The sequence below is a fragment of the Staphylococcus microti genome (assembly GCF_000934465.1).
Lineage (GTDB): Bacteria > Bacillota > Bacilli > Staphylococcales > Staphylococcaceae > Staphylococcus > Staphylococcus microti.
Window position 1 is genome coordinate 39234 of record NZ_JXWY01000019.1, and the last position, 19432, is coordinate 58665.

The following is a 19432-nucleotide window of genomic DNA, read 5'->3' on the forward strand; positions in this document are numbered from 1 at the left end:
ACTAAGTATGGCACTTTTTGTTGGCGCACTTGTTTATGCACCAGTTCTTTATCGCTTTTTAGAACATGGTGTTGTCTATAGTGGAAGATATGATGGTATTAAACAAATGATACCATTTCAAATGTTCTTGTATGAGCGAATGGCTAATTTCTCATCTTTTTATGACGTTGGTTTTGGTTTAGGTGGGGACTACTTTACAGATCTTGCCTATTACTATACGACTTCTCCATTGATGTATATTAACTTTTTCTGCATCAAAGTTATGGAAATACTCGGACTCGTTGACCCATCAAGCATTAATTTTTGGGCAGGAAACCAGCTTGTTATTGCCTATTTTAAATGTGTGCTTACTTTCATAGCCGCATATGGCATGTTAAAAATGTTTCAACTAGAAAAGCCCTATCGTTTTGTAGGTGCGATGCTTTATAGTGCGTCAACGATATTTTACTTTTTCAATTTTATATGGTCGTTTTTTGGAGATGTCATGCTTTATTTGCCGCTATCTATTTGGGGCATGGAACGTTTCTTTAAAAAACGTAAAATTGGATTATTTATTGTTGCGATTTCATTAACATTGTTTTCAAATTTTTATTTCAGTTATTATGAAGTAATTGCCTTAAGTGTTTATTTAATCTACCGTATGATAGATACCCATCCGGATGATATTGTGACACGTTGGAAAAAATTATGGCTACTATGTCCTGCCGTATTGATGAGTTTGTGTATTGCTTCATTTGGTTTTTTTACAGGCGTTCGTTCGTTTTTAAATAATGATCGTCAATTGATTGATTTTAAGGTACCGTTACTTGTTGATTTTTCGCAAAGGTTTCATATCTTTACAAATAGTTATGATTTTACAATTACTTTTATCGTATTAGTGGCACTTTTTTCATTTAAGCTTTATCGTCACTATTATTATCGCTTATTTGCAATATTTACATTGATTTTATTGTTAGCGTCACTTTCACAAATAACTGATAGCTTCTTTAATGGATTTTCATTTCCAGAAAGGCGCTGGGGTTACTTGTTAGTCCTATCGACCAGTGTCCTTATCGCATTATGGTTGAAATATCTGACAGAGTTAACATGGCGTAATTACTTGGTATCATTGGCACCACTTGTCCCACTAGCAATTGCAACGGTTATGTTTTCTGTAGGTCGTATGTGGTGGATGATTGTAAGTGCATTGATTTTATGCGTATTGGGATATTGTTTATATCGTCAAAAAAATATATCCAAAAGAATAACATATATTATTGTAGGATTATTTGTTGTTCAACAATTTGTGATGATATTGAATTATCGTACAAATCAACTAGCGCAGTATGAACCCAATATGGCACTTTTGCATAGTTCTAAGTATGATAGTCATATAATGCAAAATAAAATTGATGAAATTATGAAGAAACAATCACCTTTAGATCGCATTGATTACATAGAGCTATTTCCTATTAATTCAAGCATGATTTATCAATACAATGGTGTTGGTCTTTACTCTAGTATTTTTGATGGTGAGATATTAGATTACTATGACAAACAAATGCAAATTAATATGGAATATGATGGTAATAGTACATATCGACTGCTTGGAAACCGTGCCAATATATATGCGTTATGGGGTGTGACGGATCGTATAAAAAGAGAGGCAGATACAACACTGCCTTATGGTATGATGATTGAAAATACAATTAAAGATAGGGATGCCACTTGGATACATAGTCATAACGCTATTAATTATCCTGCAGCACATCTGACTTCGAAAGTTTTTGATGCTTCGGAGTTAAAATCACCGTTAGATCGAGAACATGCTTTTCTAAAAGGTGTTGTCGTAAATGGTGAAAAAAGTAATGCAGCCTTTCATTCGAATTCAAATCTTGTTAAATCAGCTAAAATTGCAACACGAGATGCGACACAGAAGGGAAATCAATTAGTCGTTTCAAAAGACCTTGGGGGATTAAATATTTCAATGCCTAGAGACTTATCCACGAAGTATAAAGACTATTATTTAGAGATGGATGTTGAATTATTAAATCCTAATATCGCACATTATTTAAAAGTAGATGATTATAATCAAAATCGTACTGCGCTTACTTATAAATATAGACGTTTTGTAACACCTGTCACAATCAGAGTACCTGCAAAAGAGACGATGAAACTCAAGTTGAAAAAAGGGACTTATCGTATGAATATCAAAGGGATTTATGGTGAAGATTATACGACATTAGAAAAGGCCAAAGAGGATGTAACACCAGTGAAGGTGACGAAAACCAAACGAGATATCCGTGTTAAAATGCAAACGAACAAAAAAGCATATCTTGTCTTGCCAATGCCATATCGAGAAGGCTTAAAAGCTGAAGTAAATGGTGTGGCAAGATCAGTGAAAAAGGGGAATGGTTTGCAAACAATCGTTCCGGTCAATAAAGGTGACAAAGAAGTCATTATACATTATGAATTACCATATTGGCCTTTGTATCTCATCATGACAACTTTGGGTATTATCGGTGCATTTATTTATCGTAAATATTTACGTTATAAACGTTAGATTAATAACTGAATATGTTGTGGACTCATATCAAAACCCTCATATTATTACATATGGGGGTTTTGATTATTTGAGCATATTTAATGGCTATCCATTTTTAAATTTTTGTCATTCGATAGAAAGATAACATAATTATACCTTGTACCTTTTGATACGTTCATCTATAATTCAGATGAATACGTATGATAGAAGTGCATTGAAGTATTAAATTAATAGACTATTGAAAGAAGGGTGAATACTGTTGAAAAAAGAAATTGCGTACCTTAAATGGCTAAAAGTATTAAGTATGGGCCTTTTTGTTGGTACTATCGTATGCCTACCAATCCTTTATCGCTACCTTGCTCATGGCATCGTTTATAGTGGTTCAGGTGACGGTTTCAAGCAAATGATGGTATTCCAACTATTTATTTATGAAAGAATGACTAATTTTTCATCATTTTATGACCTATCCCTTGGTTTAGGTGGGGACTATTTTACAGATCTTGCCTATTACTATACGACTTCTCCAATTATGTATATTAACTTTTTAGGCATTAAATTAATGCAAACTTTTGGTCATATAGACCCATCAGCAATTGATTTTTGGCCTGATAATCAAATTATTGTTGCATATATGCGTTGTGTCCTTACTTTCTTAGTAACTTATGGGATGTTTAAAGCGTTTAAAATTGAAAATCCCTATCGTTTTGTTGGAGCGATGCTTTATAGTACGTCAACGGTTCTATATTATTTTAACTTTGCAATGTCTTTTTATGGAGACGTATTGATTTATTTGCCACTTTCTATTTGGGGAATGGAGCGTTTCTTCAAGACACGTAAGATTGGGTTATTCATTTTTGCAATTGCCCTGACATTATTTTCTAACTTCTATCTTAGTTATTATGAAGCCATCGCATTAACTATTTATTTGATTTATCGCATGATTGACACACATCCGAAAGATATCGTTTCACGTTGGAAAAAGTTATGGCTGTTATGCCCAGCCGTATTGATGAGTTTATGTATTGCTTCATTTGGTTTCTTAACAGGTGTACAGTCATTTTTAAGTAATGACCGTCAACTTGGACATTATCATGTACCTAAACTAATTAGTTTTAATCAAAATTATCATATTTTTTCAAGTGGCTTTTTTATTACGATTACTTTTATTGCTTTAGTCGCACTATTTTCATTTAAGCTTTACCGTCACTATTATTATCGATTATTTGCTATTCTTACATGGATTTTACTGTTAGGTAGTCTGACACCTTATATGGATAGCTTTTTTAACGGTTTTTCATTTCCAGCAAGACGTTGGTCGTATTTGTTAGCTTTATCAACAAGTGTACTGATTGCAGCATGGTTGAAATACTTTACAGAGCTTACATGGCGTGATTATTTGATATCACTTATACCGCTCGTTCCGTTAGCCATTGCAACGGTTATGTTCTCAGCAGGTCGTATGTGGTGGATGGTCGCAAGTGCATTGATTTTATGTATTGTGGCATATTATCTCTATCATCAAAAAAATCTTTCAAAGAGAATGATGTACATAATTGTGGGCCTTTTTATTGTCCAACAATTTGTAATGCTATTGAATTATCGTACTAATTATATACTAGAATATGAAGCAGATATGAAGAGTGTGCAGAATCCTAAATATTATAGTCATGTGCTTCAAGAAAAAATTGACGAAATTACAAAGAAACAATCACCTTTAGACCGCATTGATTACATGGAGTTATTTTCGATTAATTCGAGTATGATTTATCACTACAATGGTGTTGCACTATACTCTAGTATTTTTGATAAAGAGATACTGGACTATTATGAGAACCAAATGCAAATAAATATGGAGTTTGATAGTAATAGTACGTATCGAATGCTTGGAAATCGCGCAAATATATATGCGTTATGGGGTGTGACAGACCGTATTAAAAGAGGAGAAGATACAACAATTCCTTATGGTATGGTACATGAAGATACAATTAAGGATCAAGATGCTACATGGTCACACAGCCGCAATCGCATTGACTATCCTGCAGCACATTTGACATCTAAAGTTTATGATGACAAAGACCTAAAATCCCCACTAGATCGAGAACATGCCTTTTTACAAGGTGTTGTAATGGAAGGGATCAAAGGAAATACATCTTTTGAGTCTAACCCGAACCTTGTAAAATCTGCTAAAATCACACCGCGTGATGCGACACAAAAAGGGGATGAGTTAACAGTTTCAAAAGATCTTGGTGGTTTAGATATTGCAATGCCAAAAGATTCGCTAAGTCAGCATAAAGATTACTATGTTGAAATGGATGTGGAATTACTCCATCCAAGTCAAGTACATTACTTAAAATTAGATGACTTTCATCAAAAAAGAACAGAGCTTACCTATAGATATAGACGTTTTGTCACACCTGTAACAGTTCGAGTACCTGCTAATGAACCAATAAAACTCAAGTTGAAAAAAGGTACATATCGCGTGAACATCAAAGGTATTTACGGCGAGGATTATTCAACATTAGAGAAAGCGAAAGATGATGTAATACCTGTGAAAGTGACGAAAACGAAACGTGATATTCGTGTCAAAATGAATCCAACGAAGAAGTCCTATCTTGTCATGCCAATGCCATATCGTGATGGTTTGAAAGCGGAAGTAGATGGCGAAGTAAGAGATGTTAAAAAAGGCAATGGCTTGCAGACAGTCATTCCAGTTAATAAAGGCGAAAAAAATGTTGTGATTTATTATGAATTGCCGCATTGGCGAATATATCTTGTGATGACAATTGTAGGTCTTATCAGTGCGTTTGTTTATCGCAAGTGGTTACGTCGTAGTATTTAGTCTGCTAATTGAATAGTGTTTAGATGGCACACCGATTATGTGATGATAATGTCTTATAATTGGTGTGTCTTATTTTATTGAAAGGCTTTAAAATAAAGTTATTCAGTGATATATTATTTTAAATGAATAATGAAAGAGTGAAAATGATTGAAAAAAGATATTCTGTATTTTAAATGGTTAAAAGTATTTATAATAGCCCTTTTTGTCGGCGCAGTTGTTTATGCCCCCATTCTTTATCGATATCTTGTACATGGTATTGTTTATAGTGGGAATATTGATGGTTTCAGACAAATGATGCCATTCCAATTATATTTATATGAAAGGATGGCGCATTTATCATCGTTTTATGATAGCGCCTTTGGTTTAGGTGGGGATTATTTCACGGATTTGTCTTATTACTATACGACTTCGCCAATCATGTATATAAATTTTTTAGGCATTAAATTATTTCAAGTGGTGGGGGCAGTCGACCCATCAACAATTGAATTTTGGCCTGGGAATCAAATTGCGATTGCCTATTTTAAATGTGTACTTACGTTTATAGCAGCGTATGGCATGTTTAAGATGTTTCAAGTTGCAAATCCTTATCGCTTTGTTGGTGCAATGCTTTATAGCACATCAACAGTTATGTATTATTATAATTTCGCATGGTCTTTTTATGGAGACGTATTGATCTACTTGCCACTTTCTATTTGGGGAATGGAACGTTTCTTCAAAACACGAAAGATTGGGTTATTCATCATTGCCATTGCGCTAACATTATTTTCTAATTTCTATCTCAGTTATTATGAAGCCATTGCTTTAACGATTTATTTAATTTATCGCATGATTGATACACATCCAGAAGATATGGTTCCACGCTGGAAAAAGTTATGGTTGCTATGCCCAGCCGTGTTGATGAGTTTGTGTATTGCTTCGTTTGGTTTTTTAACAGGCGTGCAGTCATTTTTACATAATGACCGTCAACTCAGTCATCATCATGTACCAAAATTAATTGACTTTAATCCAAATTATCATATTTTTTCAAGTGGCTTTTTTATTACGATTACTTTTATTGCTTTAGTTGCACTTTTTTCATTTAAACTTTATCGACACTATTATTATCGATTATTTGCTATTTTTACATGGATTTTATTGTTAGGTAGTTTGACACCATACATTGATACGATATTCAATGGTTTTTCTTCTCCAGTCAGACGATGGTCATATTTATTGGCTTTATCGACAAGTATCTTGATTGCCTTATGGTTGAAGCATATCACAGAGTTAACGTGGCATGATTATTTAATCTCACTATTTCCGCTTATTCCATTAGCGATTGCGACAATCATGTTATCTACAGGGCATATGTGGTGGATGGTCGCAAGTGTATTGATTTTATGCATTGTTGCGTATTATTTGTATCGTCAAAAAAATATATCGAAAAGAATCATTTATGTGATTGTTGGGCTGTTTATAATTCAACAATTTGTGATGCTATTAAATTACCGCACAAATTATGTCGTACAATATGAATCGGATATGAAAGCATTCTACAGTCCCAAGTATTACAGCCAGGTGCTTCAAGAAAAAATCAATGATATGACGCAAAGACAAACGCCTTTGGAGCGTATTGATTTTATGGGATATTATTCAATTAATTCAAACATGATTTATCATTACAATGGTGTTGCACTATACTCTAGTATTTTTGATGGTGCCATTTTGAATTATTATGACAAACAAATGCAAATAAATATGGAAAATAATAGTAATAGCACGTATCAAATGCTTGGGAATCGGGTTAATATATATGCGTTATGGGGTGTGACAGACCGTATCAAAAGAGGTAATGATACAACAATTCCTTATGGTATGAAGCTTGAAGATACTATTAAGGATAAAGGTACGACATGGTCACATAGTCATAATCGTATTGATTATCCTGCAGCGCATTTGACATCTAAAGTTTATAATGCGAAAGATTTAAAATCGCCATTAGATCGAGAACATGCCTTTTTACAAGGTGTTGTGTTCGATGGTGTTAAAGGAAATACATCTTTTGAGTCTAACCCGAATCTTGTAAAATCTGCTAAAATTACACCACGTGATGCAACACAAAAAGGGCAGCAGTTAACAGTTTCAAAAGATCTCGGTGGTTTAAATATTTCAATGCCTAACAATTTGTTGAACCAATATAAAGATTATTATGTTGAAATGGACATAGAATTATTGCATCCAGACATATTACATTATGTAAAGTTAGATGATTTTCAACAAGTGCGTAGAGAAAATGGATATAGATATAAACGTTTTGTGACACCTATCACGATTCGTGTCGCTGCCAAAGATGTGATGCAATTGAAACTGAAAAAAGGGACGTATCGTGTGAATATTAAAGGTATCTATGGCGAAGATTATTCAACTTTAGAAAAAGCAAAAGATGATGTAACACCAGTGAAAGTGACAAAAACGAAACGTGATATACGTATCAAAATGAATCCGAAGAAAAAGGCGTATCTTGTGTTGCCGATGCCGTACCGTGATGGTTTAAAAGCAGAAGTAGATGGCAAAACAAGAGATGTTAAAAAAGGGAATGGCTTGCAGACGGTTATTCCAGTGAATAAAGGCGAGAAAGAAGCAGTGATTCATTATGAATTGCCACATTGGCGTCTATTTCTTGCTATGACGCTATTTGGCATTATCAGTGCTTTCGTATATCGCAAGTGGTTACGTCGCAATATTTAATACAACAATACAAAAATCCCCTCGCTATGTGCATAGGCAGGGGATTTTTGTTATCTATCTTGAATCGACTTGACGATGTGTTTGAATAATATGTGCTATTTTCGCAATGACTTTATCAATGGAATCTGGATCGTCATAAAGATCATATTCGTTAATATTGACGCGTACGACAGGGCAAGCGTTGAATTGGTTGATCCAGTCATCATAGCGTTTGAACAACATTTGCCAATATTCCGGATCTGTATCCATTTCCATTTGACGGCCACGTGTGTTAATACGATCGATGACACTTTCATAGTCAGATTCTAAATAAATAAGTACGTCTGGTTTTGGGAAGTATGGCGTCATCACCATCGCATTGAAAAGATTTGAATACGTTTCAAAGTCTTCTTCTGTCATGGTCCCTTGTTCTTGGTGCATTTTCGCAAAAATATCTACGTCTTCATAGATTGAGCGGTCTTGAATAAAGCCACCGCCATATTCAAACATGCGTTTTTGTTCTTTAAAACGTTCAGCTAAAAAGTAAATTTGTAAATGAAAGCTCCAACGACGAAAGTCATCATAGAACTTGTCTAAGTATGGGTTATGGTCGACATTTTCATAAGATGTGCGAAAGTTTAAATTGTCAGCTAAAGCACGTGTTAATGATGATTTGCCGACGCCTACCGTTCCTGCAATCGTAATGACTGCGTCTGAAGGTATATTATAATGTGTCATGTGTTTGTCCTCCGATTAATTCGTTAATGCGTGATAATACGTGTTCATAATCTTCCGGATTGCTTACGAAGTCAATATCCGTCGTGTCAATCCATAGTACTTGATGCCCTTCATCAGACAATTGCTTATAGTATGTCGCATAGTCTTCTTTCAGTTTTAACAAGTAGTCATCTTCAATATGTGCCTCAAAACTACGGTCACGTTTCGCGATACGTTTTTTCAATATAGATAAGTCCGCATCCAGAATAATGGTATAGTCCGGTGTGATTAAATCTTCCGTCAAAATATCATAAATACGTGAAAATTTCTCGTATTCCGTTTGTGACAGTGTATTACGTGCGAAAATCTTATTTTTATAAATATGATAGTCGCATACAATACCTTCATGAAGTTCTGCCAAATCTTGATAAGCTTTGTAGCGATTACAGAGAAAGAACATTTCTGTTTGAAAGCTCCATTTGGAAATATCTTCGTAAAAGTCGGAAAGAAACGGGTTCTCACCGACGATTTCTTTTGCCTCATAAAAATGGTAAGATTGACTCAACTTGTGTGTGAGTGAGGACTTACCAACACCAATCGGTCCTTCAATAACAATAAAAGGTTTAGTCATATGTTTTCGCTCCATCTCATAGTAGTCAGTATTACAAATTTTAACATAAGTGAGGCTATTTCTGAATGAGAAGTCATGAATATTATATGTCACTTGCGCTTGAAGAAGCCTATCAAGCTGAACGCAAAGGGGAAGTGCCTATCGGGGCGGTCGTTGTTAAAGAGGATCGTGTTATTGCACGTGCGCACAATTTGCGTGAAACGTTACAACTGCCGACCGCACATGCAGAACATCTTGCTATGGAAGAAGCGGCACGTGTACTCGGGACATGGCGTTTAGAAGGCTGTACGTTGTATGTAACGCTAGAACCGTGTGTGATGTGTTCGGGGACAATCGTGATGAGTCGTGTCGAACAAGTGGTATATGGCGCAGAAGACCCTAAAGGCGGCTGTAGTGGTAGCTTGATGAATTTAATACAAGATCCGCAGATGAATCATCGCGCTAAAGTTGTACGTGGTGTGCTTGCTTATTCATGTAGTCAGCAATTAAAAAAATTCTTTAAAACGCTACGACAACGTAAAAAAGAAGGCAAGCAAAAATAAGTAAATGTGTTTTACGTTTGTATAAAAACAAATTTTTAAAAATCATAGGCGAAATCTGATAAACTAAGTATGTCTTGAAAAGGAAAGTAGAATAAATATAAAGTGAGGGAATGTGATGATTAAGTTAATCGCAACAGATATGGATGGTACATTGCTGAACGCCTCTCACGAAATTACCCCGGAGAATATTGAGGCGATTAAATATGCGCAATCTAAAGGTGTCACTGTAGTGATTGCGACGGGCCGAGCTTTTTATGAAGCAAATGGGCCTGTATCTGTAACAGATTTAAAAGTACCTTATATATGTTTAAACGGTGCGGAAGTGAGAGATGAAAGTTTCAATATTATTCATACGTCTTGTTTGAACAAAGAAATGTCTGACTTTATTCAAAACAAGTTAAAACAAGAAGGTATTTATTATCAAGTTTATACAAATAGAAGTATTTATACAGAAGATCCTGAGAAAGACTTGGCCATTTATGTAGATATTATTAAACATGCTGGCCAACATGCAGATGAAGCGATTATACGCCGACATATTCAGTCACGTATTGATAAAGGGACATTAAAAGTTGTGCCAAGTTATGATCAAATTGATGATGTGCCTGGCGAATTGATAATGAAAATACTCGCTTTTGATACAGATTTAGAAAAACTTGCACGTGTGAAACAAGAACTTGCGGAACATGTCAATCTTGCTGTATCTTCTTCTTCAGTAGGCAATATTGAAATTACAAATGCTGAAGCACAAAAAGGAACAGCGTTGGCAGCCATTGCAGAACAACTGCATATTGATATGAAAGACGTGATGGCAGTCGGCGACAATATGAATGATGCATCTATGTTAGAACGTGCAGGCTATCCAGTCGCAATGGCCAATGGTCTCCAAGCAATTAAAGACTTAGCAACATTCACGACAGATTCTAATGAAGAAAGTGGCGTTGCAAAAGCGATATATCATGTTTTAGAACAATCAGAACGATAAAAGGGGTTTTTGAGAGATGAAAGGACTTATTATTGTAGGAAGTGCACAACGTGGTTCACATACGAATGCGTTAGCACAATTTTTGAAAGATCAAATTGAATCACATCATGAAGAAGTAACGATTTTTGATTTAGCTGAACATCCAATTCATACGTTGGATTTTACAGGACAGAACCCTGTGCCAGAAGCTTATCAAAACAATGCAGAACGACTTAAAACGTTAGCACGTGAAGCAGACTTTATTATTTTAGGAACACCAAATTATCATGGGTCTTACTCAGGTATTTTGAAAAATGCGTTAGATCATTTAACGATGGATGATTTTAAAATGAAACCAGTGGGGCTTGTGAACAACAGTGGTGGTATTGTTAGTGCAGAGCCACTGTCACATTTACGTTTAATTGTACGTTCTCTATTAGGTATTGCGGTACCAACACAGATTGCAACACATGATTCAGATTATACGAGACGAGAAGACGGTACATTATATTTATCAAATGATGAATTCCAGTTACGTGCTAAACTTTTCATCGATCAAATCTTGTCATTTGCGAATAACAGTCCATATGAACATTTAAAATAAGATGTAAAAAGCGCCGATTAAGGATAAAAAATGCTTAATCGGTGCTTTTTAGTGGCTCAATATTTACGCAGTGGCTTTGTATCTCTAAAACCCAAATACATAAAATCCCCTCACGATGTTTGGTAGTGAGGGGATAGATATTTCTATTTTGGATATTACACAAATAAAACGCTAAGTGCTAAGTTATAACCGTAATTTTGTAAACCATCACTGCAAGATGATTAAGGTTTACGGTACGTTAATTTGGCAAAGGCATCGTGTTGATGAATAGATTCTTCATTACGACATTCAATATCAAAGCCTGTTAGCCAAGGTACTTCCACTAAGTCTGCAGCAATAAGACGAATAAGGTCTTCAACAAAGCGTGGGTTTTCGTAGGCACGTTCTGTGACACGTTTTTCGTCTGGTCTTTTTAAAATTGGATACAGCATGGAACTTGCGTTTGCTTCCATCGCATCTAATAAGACGTCCTTGTAGTCTGACGGCAGTGTTTGTACTTTATCAATATAGGCTTTAACAGTAATAATGCCACGTTGATTATGTGCGGAATACTCACTAATTTCTTTAGAGCACGGGCACAGTGTTGTCACAGCAGCTTTTAATGTCAAAGTTTTGCGTGTGACGTCGTTATCATGAACGGCTAAACCGTATGTCACATCGGCATGACCGACTGCTTTGATACCTGTAACAGGACTGAGACGATTGAAAAACCATTTGCCTTCTACATCAACACCAGCACTGTGCTGGTTCATACGTGTTTTGAGCGTGTTTAATAGTGTTGTCAGCGCATCAAAATCTAAACGAATACCGTTATCATATTCTGACTCGACCGCTTCTAAAATACGGCTCATATTAATCCCTTTTTCATCTTGATTTAAGCTTGTTGAAAAGCTAAAGTTACCGGCAGTTTGAAAGTTATCAATCCACACAGGATAAACGAGATTCTTAATGCCTACTTGTTCAATTTCAAACAAAAAGTTTTTATGTGTACTTTGAAGATCTGTCATTTCGGCTTTCGTTGTCGGTTTTGTCCCTTTAATAGGATCGACCGACCCAAAATGTTTCCAACGACCTTCACGCGTTGATAAATCAAATTCAGTCATGTTACTTCCTCCACTAAAATGTGAGGTTGGGACTTAAGGGAATGGTACTCTGGGAAACCGATAAACGGTGTTTCCAAAGCAGGATTCTCGGCAGAATTGCCACGAATTCGGCAAAAGTTAAAAAATCATTTTGCGCTGTGTTCGGTTCTGCTCAAATCCTAAACGTTTTTGTCCCAACCTCCAATTTATTTAAAACGATAAGTCCAGTAAATCTCTTTTGTTAAATAGGTTGCAGCGTCCTTTGGCGCACCTGCCACATCGCGGTCAGGGTTAGATAACTGTTCAAGAAACGGACCTGTTTGTGATGCGTGTGCTTTGAATGCACGTAATTTATGTTCTTTGTATGCAGACACGTCATTCACAATATCAGGTTCGCCAAGTGCCTCGACTGCATCATTACTAAATGCGACAAGCCATAATTTTGGTCGATCTGCTTCCGGTAAACGGCCTACTGTGCGAACGACCGCATCCGCTGTTGCTTCATGATCAGGGTGTACGGCATAGCCAGGATAAAATGAAATAATTGTTGTTGGTTGTGTTTCATCAATAAGTGATTGAACCATCGCATCCATCTCATCGTATGGTTCAAACTCTACTGTTTTATCACGCAAGCCCATTTTGCGTAAGTCTGTAATGCCAATTTCTTTCGCAGCTTGTTCAAGCTCACGTTCACGTATTGCTGGCAGTGATTCACGCGTCGCAAAAGGGGGATTGCCTAGGTGTCTTCCCATTTGTCCGAGCGTTAAGCAAGCATATGTCACCGGTACGCCTTCATCTATAAAGCGTGCCAATGTACCTGCTGAAGAGAATGTCTCATCGTCAGGGTGTGGAAAGATGACCAATACATGTTTTTCAGATGCCATAAATTTTCAACTCCCTTATTAAGTTTCAAATGGGCGATGGCTGATTTCGAGCGCTGCCGCTAGCTGCCCTTCATAGTTAAAGCCAGCAAGTAATAATTCGCCATTATCGTTTAATTCGTAATGTGTCAGCCCTTGAACATAGACCCAGCCATTGTTATCTAGCTTTAGACCAACACGAAATGGATCTTTATCGCCACCTTTTAGTTGTGCATGTTGATAAGTGACTTGAATATTGCGTAAAAACGTTCCTGCATTAAAAACACGTTGGTCAAAATGGTTCGCATAGGCCCCATTTGTTGTTTCAACGTGTAAGTAGACAGGCGTATTCGCAAATTGATTCAATAATGCTTGAACGGCTTCATTTGTAATCGATCGCAAAACTTTCACTGCCTTCCTCATATGGTTATCCATTTATTTTACTAAAAAGCATGATAAATTTATACACCTCTGCTCACTTTATTGCGTAAAAACAGCAAAATTTATGATTTACACCTATTTATTGCTATGTTTTGAAAGCAGTTCGTGATAACTATTTGAATAATGTTCGAGACGTGTAGGATCTTGCAGGAGGTGATAGCTGATGAGATCGATAATGAATTGATTGGACAGCTGGCTATTAATAAAGTAAGCATCGTGTGCGTGACGTTTATCAGCTGTTGTAATAATACGTGTACAATAACGTGTTAACGCCTCTGTTTCAAAATGAGACAGCGCAATTACTTTCGCACCACTCGCACGGCCATGTGCGATGCTCGCAATAATTTCTTTCGTTGCCCCACTATTTGTCAGTGCAATAATCGTCGTTTGCGCATTGCACATTTGACCGACGATGGACATAAGATGTGCATCTGTAATAGCAATGCTGTTAAAACCCATGCGCGCAGTACGGAAATACAATTCTTGCGCGCTTAAACCAGAGCTACCAATACCGATAAAAATAATTTTTTGACTTTGTTGAATCGCATGTACTAAATACATTAAATCTTCTTCAACAATAAATTCGCCGGTATGGTTTAAAATCGCCATATAATGCTGATGTAAAACTTGTATTGACGGGCTATTATCAATTTTCTCCGTTTGTAATTCATGCAGAACAGCAAAACGAAATGATTGAAAGCTATCATAGCCGAGCTTATAGACGAAGCGTGTAATACTTGAAGGCGACACATCAACAGCGAGCGCAATGCTATGAATCGCACCGATGTCCGTATTTTCTTCCAAATTTAAAATGTAATCTGCAATTTTTTGATCGGCTTTTGTTAAGGTATGACGACATTTTTGAATACGATTTTCAAGTTTCATCTGATTTCTCCTTTTTTATTAGTATATTTGAAAGAAAATTTCAATTCAATGCTTTATATTGAGAAAAAATTGCAGAGTGGTATATTTAAATTAACGATAGTATGACGACAATAAAATAGAACAGGTTGGTGAAGCAGTATGAGTAAAGTTTTCGACAAAGCGCAACAGTTTGGGAAGTCGTTTATGTTGCCAATCGCCATTTTACCGGCAGCAGGTTTATTACTTGGGATTGGTGGGGCTTTGAGTAATCCGAATACGATTAAAGCCTATCCAGTTTTGGACATCCCCTTGTTACAACATATTTTTGTGTTGATGAGTGCAGCAGGGAATATTGTCTTCCAAAATTTACCAGTGCTATTCGCCATTGGTGTTGCAGTTGGACTCGCGAAAAGTGATAAAGGCACAGCAGGTTTAGCGTCTATGTTAGGCTTCTTAATTATGAATGCGACAATGAACGCGATGTTGACGATTACAGATAGCCTTGCCGCAAGTGATCAATTAGCCAAAGCAGGTCAAGGAATGGCACTCGGTATTCAAACGGTAGAAACAGGTGTATTCGGCGGGATTATCGTCGGTATTCTAACGGCAGTCTTGCATAACAAATATAACAAAGTAAGTTTGCCACAATTTTTAGGCTTTTTCGGTGGTTCACGTTTCGTACCGATTGTGACATCGTTTGCCGCAATCTTTTTAGGTGTGGTGATGTTTTTTGTATGGCCAGCAGTACAATCGGTTATTTTCGGTGCAGGTGGCTTAGTGAATAAAACTGGTGTTATTGGCACACTTATTTACGGTTTTATTTTACGTATGCTTGGACCTTTCGGGTTACATCATATTTTTTACTTACCATTTTGGCAAACAGCGTTGGGTGGTTCATTAGAAATTAACGGAAAGCTCGTGCAAGGGACACAAAATATCTTCTTTGCACAGCTAGGTGATCCAAACGTTCAACATTACTATGAAGGTGTATCACGCTACATGTCAGGTCGCTTTATTACGATGATGTTTGGTTTATTAGGTGCCGCATTAGCGATTTACCATACTGCCAAACCTGAGAAGAAAAAAGTTGTAGGTGGCTTAATGTTATCTGCCGCGTTAACGTCATTTTTAACAGGGATTACGGAACCCCTTGAATTCAGTTTCTTATTCGTTGCACCACTGTTATATGTTGTGCATGCCGTATTGGACGGTTTCGCATTTATGATGGCGGATATTTTTAATATTACAGTCGGTCAAACATTCAGCGGTGGATTTATTGACTTTATTTTATTTGGTGTATTACAAGGCCAAGCGAAAACGAACTATTTATGGATTATTCCAATTGGTCTCATCTGGTTCGCCTTGTACTATGTGATTTTTAGATTTTTGATTACGAAATTTAATTTTAAAACGCCAGGACGTGAAGATGAAGCGGCGGTTGAAACAGTTGAAAAAAGTGAACGTGCACAAATGATTATCGAAGGACTCGGCGGTGCAGACAATATTGAAGTGGTAGATTGTTGTGCAACGCGCTTACGTGTGACGTTAAAAGATGGCACGCAAGTCGATGAAAACAAGTTAAAAGCAACAGAATCGAGAGGCATTATTCGAAAAGGCAATGGCGTTCAAATCGTTTATGGCCCACATGTAACGGCTATTAAAAATGAAGTAGAAGAAGCATTATAAAGGAGCGAATAAATTATGAAGTTACCACAAGGATTAATCGTATCATGTCAGGCATTAGCGGATGAACCGCTACATTCATCATTTATTATGAGTAAAATGGCACTTGCCGCAAAAGAAGGTGGCGCTGTTGGGATTAGAGCGAACTCTAAAGAAGATATTATTGCGATTAAACAAGAAGTTGATTTACCAGTCATCGGTATCGTAAAGCGTGACTACGACAATTCGTCTGTTTTTATTACAGCAACTAAAAAAGAAGTTGATGAATTGCTAGAAAGTGGCTGTGAAGTCATTGCGTTAGATGCGACATTGCGCGAACGACCAGCAGAATCCTTAGAAGACTTGGTGCAATATGCGAGAGAACAAGCACCAGACGTTGAATTAATGGCGGACATTGCTACATTAGAAGAAGCGAAAAATGCAGACCGTTTAGGCTTTGACTATATCGGTACAACATTGCATGGCTATACAGAAGAGACACAAGGGAAAGTGTTGTATGACAATGACTTCGCTTTCTTAACAGATGTCTTAGATAACGTAGACCAAAAAGTCATTGCAGAAGGAAACGTGATGACACCAGAAATGTTGAAAGCGGTATTTGATAAAGGTGTGTATGCCTCTGTTGTAGGTGGGGCTATCACACGTCCACGCGACATCACGAAGCGTTTTGTGCAAATGATCCAATAGGAGGGATGGCATGAAAATAACGAACTTAGGGACGAAAGAACGAGCTTCATTTTACGTTGCAACAGAGTTATATAAGCAAATATTGCATAAAAAAGAAAGTAAGCTAGGCTTGGCAACAGGCGGTACAATGATCGAGATGTACCAAGCGTTAGTAACATTATTAGCGAAAAATCAACTTGACGTCTCACATGTAGAAACATTTAATCTAGATGAATATATCGGGTTAGATGCAGAACATCCGGCAAGTTATCATCAATATATGAACAATATTTTATTTAACGAGTACCGTGGATTTGATCCACAAAAATGTCATTTACCGAATGGTGTTGCAGAAAATCCAGAATGTGAAGCGGAAAGATACGAAACATTGCTCGATGAAAAAGGCCCTGTTGATATTCAAATATTAGGTATTGGACAAAATGGACATATCGGTTTTAATGAACCGGGCACACCATTTGAGAGTGTGACGCATCGTGTCGACTTGACAGAGAGTACGATTGAAGCGAACAGTCGTTACTTTGACGACAAAACAGACGTACCCAAACAAGCCATTTCAATGGGCTTACGCTCGATTATGAAAGCAAAACGTATTATTTTATTAGCATTTGGCCCACATAAAAAAGAAGCCATCACACAATTGGCAGCGGGTCATATTACAACGGATGTCCCTGCAACGATTTTACATTTACATCCAAACGTTGAAGTTTATGTAGATGATGCAGCCATGCCAGACATAGTATAGAAAAGACCCTAACATACACAATAAAAAATGTGCGTGTTAGGGTTGTTTGTTTGGAGGCGGTTATAGTACAAATCATTCTAGTCTTCTAAAAATTCATGAACATGTGTAGAAATCCCTTTATAGTAGGGAAACTGCGTCTTTGAGAATTTTTGTTTCATATGCGTGTCACTACTATTTGACATGACGAATGCATGTTTCAAATAACTTAAAAATTCTTCGTCATTTCCACTATCTCCAAAACCAATGACATCTTTTTTAGAAATATTATAGCTGTCCATTAAAAACTGAGTTGCGTATAATTTGCCTGAATTTTTAGGTATAAAATCAATATCATAGGCATTTTCTGGGTCTCCTGCTAAAGGGTTACAGCGATTGTATTTAACCGTGTAGCCTTTACTTTGAGCGTATTCAACAAGGTCTCGTAAAATGATGCGATCTTTGTTTACATCTTTTAAAGAATGGAAGTAAAAGTTGTAATGTGTATCATTCTCACCAAATGCTTTTTGAGGTATAAAATCAACCTGATATTTAGTAGAGACTTTGTGTAATATGGCTAAAATATCGGTGAGTAAAAAACGTTCACTTAACACATTTTTTTGATATTCATCAGACGCCACATAGCCATTATTCTGCCATGTATACATTTTCGTGCTTAAGTCAGAAAAGATATGTTTCGGTTTAAACTGCATATCGATAGACTGCATTTTAGTCATGACGCTTTCTAAAGTACTGCCCGTCAATATAGCAACAACCACATTTTGATAAAGTGATGCATCGGACAGCACTGATTCCATTTCCCGTAAAGCACTAAAGTCATCAGATTGAGTGTTATGTTTAAAATAAGTTTCATCAAAGTCACATAAAATTAAACGTTTTTTCATGAGAGGTCCTCCAGTTATTTCATAATAGGATGATTGCGTGTTTGTTATAATCATCTTAAAGTATGGGAACATTACCAGGTCAAATAAAAATTTTAGGAGAATATAAAATATGGATATTTTTGATGTCGCAAAGGCGTGCCAAGTTTCAAAATCTACAGTATCGCGTGTGCTCAATAACCACCCGTATGTCAGTGAAGAAAAAAGACAGAGGGTATTAAAATATATTGAAGAAAACAATTATGTCCCGAATCATATTGCTACATATTTCAAAAATAAAACAACACGTTCTATCGCAATCTCTATTCCGTATATTGACCATCCATTTTTTTCACAAGTTGCTTATGAACTGACTAAAAATTTTAACTTAACTCAGGCAAGAAGTCGCCCCTCCTCTATAGGTGCGTGATGAATGCCGTCCAGTATAAAGGTTATCTTTGGTAATTTGAAAATATACATGGCGAATTGCCTTTTGGTTTTACTTGTGTTATTTTCATTCTACATAAAAAGCGTTAATACAACAATGGAATTAGATACAAATGGTCATATAGAATATCTTCTTCACTATCCTCTTATTTTGGCAACGAAATAGCGTAGACAAGTCATTGATAATGAAATATCTGATTACTTTAGTTGCGTGGCATTATGATAAAGACCCTATACACATT

Annotated in this window: 17 protein-coding genes; 10 read left to right on the forward strand and 7 right to left on the reverse strand. The window is 36.4% G+C overall.

All coding sequences use genetic code 11. From position 1 onward, the window contains the following. The first annotated feature begins 7 nt into the window (after positions 1–7). The 3 genes from TP70_RS03170 to TP70_RS03180 all read left to right on the forward strand — a co-directional run bounded on the left by TP70_RS03170 (position 8) and on the right by TP70_RS03180 (position 8090). Complete coding sequence (locus tag TP70_RS03170; RefSeq protein ID WP_044359268.1) at positions 8–2542, forward strand: YfhO family protein; 2535 nt, start codon at positions 8–10, stop codon at positions 2540–2542. Between the two features lie 241 nt (positions 2543–2783). Then, on the forward strand, positions 2784–5363 hold the full coding sequence (locus TP70_RS03175; RefSeq protein ID WP_240626967.1) for a YfhO family protein: 2580 nt from the start codon (positions 2784–2786) through the stop codon (positions 5361–5363). Between the two features lie 147 nt (positions 5364–5510). Continuing rightward, positions 5511–8090 (forward strand): YfhO family protein, encoded by a 2580-nt coding sequence (locus tag TP70_RS03180; protein WP_044359269.1) that lies wholly within the window; start codon positions 5511–5513, stop codon positions 8088–8090. 54 nt (positions 8091–8144) lie between these two features. Here the strand turns inward: TP70_RS03180 and TP70_RS03185 are convergent, their stop codons facing one another. Then, positions 8145–8807, reverse strand: a complete 663-nt coding sequence (locus TP70_RS03185; protein ID WP_044359270.1) for a deoxynucleoside kinase — start codon at positions 8805–8807, stop codon at positions 8145–8147. Beyond that, positions 8794–9417, reverse strand: coding sequence for a deoxynucleoside kinase (locus TP70_RS03190; protein WP_044359271.1), 624 nt, complete (start codon positions 9415–9417; stop codon positions 8794–8796). Before TP70_RS03190 ends, TP70_RS03185 begins: the two co-directional genes overlap by 14 nt. Positions 9418–9482: 65 nt before the next feature. Between TP70_RS03190 and tadA the strand changes: the two genes are divergently transcribed. The 3 genes from tadA (at position 9483) to TP70_RS03205 (ending at position 11527) form a co-directional block, all read left to right on the forward strand. Then, a complete protein-coding gene (gene tadA / locus TP70_RS03195; RefSeq protein ID WP_044359272.1) occupies positions 9483–9959 on the forward strand; it encodes a tRNA adenosine(34) deaminase TadA in 477 nt (158 codons plus the stop codon). A 115-nt stretch (positions 9960–10074) separates the two neighbouring features. After that, positions 10075–10944 (forward strand): Cof-type HAD-IIB family hydrolase, encoded by an 870-nt coding sequence (locus tag TP70_RS03200; RefSeq protein ID WP_044359273.1) that lies wholly within the window; start codon positions 10075–10077, stop codon positions 10942–10944. Positions 10945–10960: 16 nt separating this feature from the next. Then, a complete protein-coding gene (locus tag TP70_RS03205) occupies positions 10961–11527 on the forward strand; it encodes an NADPH-dependent FMN reductase (RefSeq protein WP_044359274.1) in 567 nt (188 codons plus the stop codon). A 221-nt stretch (positions 11528–11748) separates the two neighbouring features. Here the strand turns inward: TP70_RS03205 and folE2 are convergent, their stop codons facing one another. The 4 genes from folE2 to TP70_RS03225 form a co-directional block, all read right to left on the reverse strand. Then, a complete protein-coding gene (gene folE2, locus TP70_RS03210; RefSeq protein WP_044359275.1) occupies positions 11749–12630 on the reverse strand; it encodes a GTP cyclohydrolase FolE2 in 882 nt (293 codons plus the stop codon). 185 nt (positions 12631–12815) lie between these two features. Further along, the gene (bshB2, locus tag TP70_RS03215; protein WP_044359276.1) at positions 12816–13493 is read right to left on the reverse strand and encodes a bacillithiol biosynthesis deacetylase BshB2; all 678 of its coding nucleotides are present in this window, start codon (positions 13491–13493) and stop codon (positions 12816–12818) included. An 18-nt stretch (positions 13494–13511) separates the two neighbouring features. Continuing rightward, entirely contained in the window at positions 13512–13871 is a 360-nt protein-coding gene (locus TP70_RS03220; RefSeq protein ID WP_169743598.1) for a YojF family protein, read from the reverse strand. 114 nt (positions 13872–13985) lie between these two features. Next, complete coding sequence (locus TP70_RS03225) at positions 13986–14795, reverse strand: MurR/RpiR family transcriptional regulator (RefSeq protein ID WP_044359277.1); 810 nt, start codon at positions 14793–14795, stop codon at positions 13986–13988. Positions 14796–14933: 138 nt separating this feature from the next. Between TP70_RS03225 and TP70_RS03230 the strand changes: the two genes are divergently transcribed. Genes TP70_RS03230 through nagB form a run of 3 tightly spaced genes read left to right on the forward strand, consistent with a single transcriptional unit; the run spans position 14934 to position 17886 of the window. Then, positions 14934–16460, forward strand: coding sequence for a maltose/glucose-specific PTS transporter subunit IIC (locus tag TP70_RS03230; RefSeq protein WP_044359278.1), 1527 nt, complete (start codon positions 14934–14936; stop codon positions 16458–16460). Positions 16461–16475: 15 nt separating this feature from the next. Then, entirely contained in the window at positions 16476–17144 is a 669-nt protein-coding gene (locus tag TP70_RS03235) for an N-acetylmannosamine-6-phosphate 2-epimerase (RefSeq protein WP_044359279.1), read from the forward strand. A 10-nt stretch (positions 17145–17154) separates the two neighbouring features. Beyond that, the gene (gene nagB / locus TP70_RS03240; RefSeq protein ID WP_044359280.1) at positions 17155–17886 is read left to right on the forward strand and encodes a glucosamine-6-phosphate deaminase; all 732 of its coding nucleotides are present in this window, start codon (positions 17155–17157) and stop codon (positions 17884–17886) included. Between the two features lie 77 nt (positions 17887–17963). Here nagB and TP70_RS03245 read toward each other — a convergent pair whose 3' ends face one another. Further along, the gene (locus TP70_RS03245; protein ID WP_044359281.1) at positions 17964–18767 is read right to left on the reverse strand and encodes an HAD-IIB family hydrolase; all 804 of its coding nucleotides are present in this window, start codon (positions 18765–18767) and stop codon (positions 17964–17966) included. A gap of 109 nt (positions 18768–18876) precedes the next feature. Between TP70_RS03245 and TP70_RS03250 the strand changes: the two genes are divergently transcribed. Then, entirely contained in the window at positions 18877–19173 is a 297-nt protein-coding gene (locus TP70_RS03250) for a LacI family DNA-binding transcriptional regulator (protein ID WP_044359282.1), read from the forward strand. Positions 19174–19432 lie beyond the last annotated feature (259 nt).

Coding starts and splice junctions, on each gene's coding strand:
- TP70_RS03170 (WP_044359268.1), top strand. CDS start 8: ATGGCACTTTTTGTTGGCGCACTTGTTTATGCACCAGTTCTTTATCGC.
- TP70_RS03185 (WP_044359270.1), bottom strand. CDS start 8,807: ATGACACATTATAATATACCTTCAGACGCAGTCATTACGATTGCAGGA.
- TP70_RS03190 (WP_044359271.1), bottom strand. CDS start 9,417: ATGACTAAACCTTTTATTGTTATTGAAGGACCGATTGGTGTTGGTAAG.
- tadA (WP_044359272.1), top strand. CDS start 9,483: ATGAGAAGTCATGAATATTATATGTCACTTGCGCTTGAAGAAGCCTAT.
- TP70_RS03200 (WP_044359273.1), top strand. CDS start 10,075: ATGATTAAGTTAATCGCAACAGATATGGATGGTACATTGCTGAACGCC.
- TP70_RS03205 (WP_044359274.1), top strand. CDS start 10,961: ATGAAAGGACTTATTATTGTAGGAAGTGCACAACGTGGTTCACATACG.
- folE2 (WP_044359275.1), bottom strand. CDS start 12,630: ATGACTGAATTTGATTTATCAACGCGTGAAGGTCGTTGGAAACATTTT.
- bshB2 (WP_044359276.1), bottom strand. CDS start 13,493: ATGGCATCTGAAAAACATGTATTGGTCATCTTTCCACACCCTGACGAT.
- TP70_RS03225 (WP_044359277.1), bottom strand. CDS start 14,795: ATGAAACTTGAAAATCGTATTCAAAAATGTCGTCATACCTTAACAAAA.
- TP70_RS03230 (WP_044359278.1), top strand. CDS start 14,934: ATGAGTAAAGTTTTCGACAAAGCGCAACAGTTTGGGAAGTCGTTTATG.
- TP70_RS03235 (WP_044359279.1), top strand. CDS start 16,476: ATGAAGTTACCACAAGGATTAATCGTATCATGTCAGGCATTAGCGGAT.
- nagB (WP_044359280.1), top strand. CDS start 17,155: ATGAAAATAACGAACTTAGGGACGAAAGAACGAGCTTCATTTTACGTT.
- TP70_RS03245 (WP_044359281.1), bottom strand. CDS start 18,767: ATGAAAAAACGTTTAATTTTATGTGACTTTGATGAAACTTATTTTAAA.
- TP70_RS03250 (WP_044359282.1), top strand. CDS start 18,877: ATGGATATTTTTGATGTCGCAAAGGCGTGCCAAGTTTCAAAATCTACA.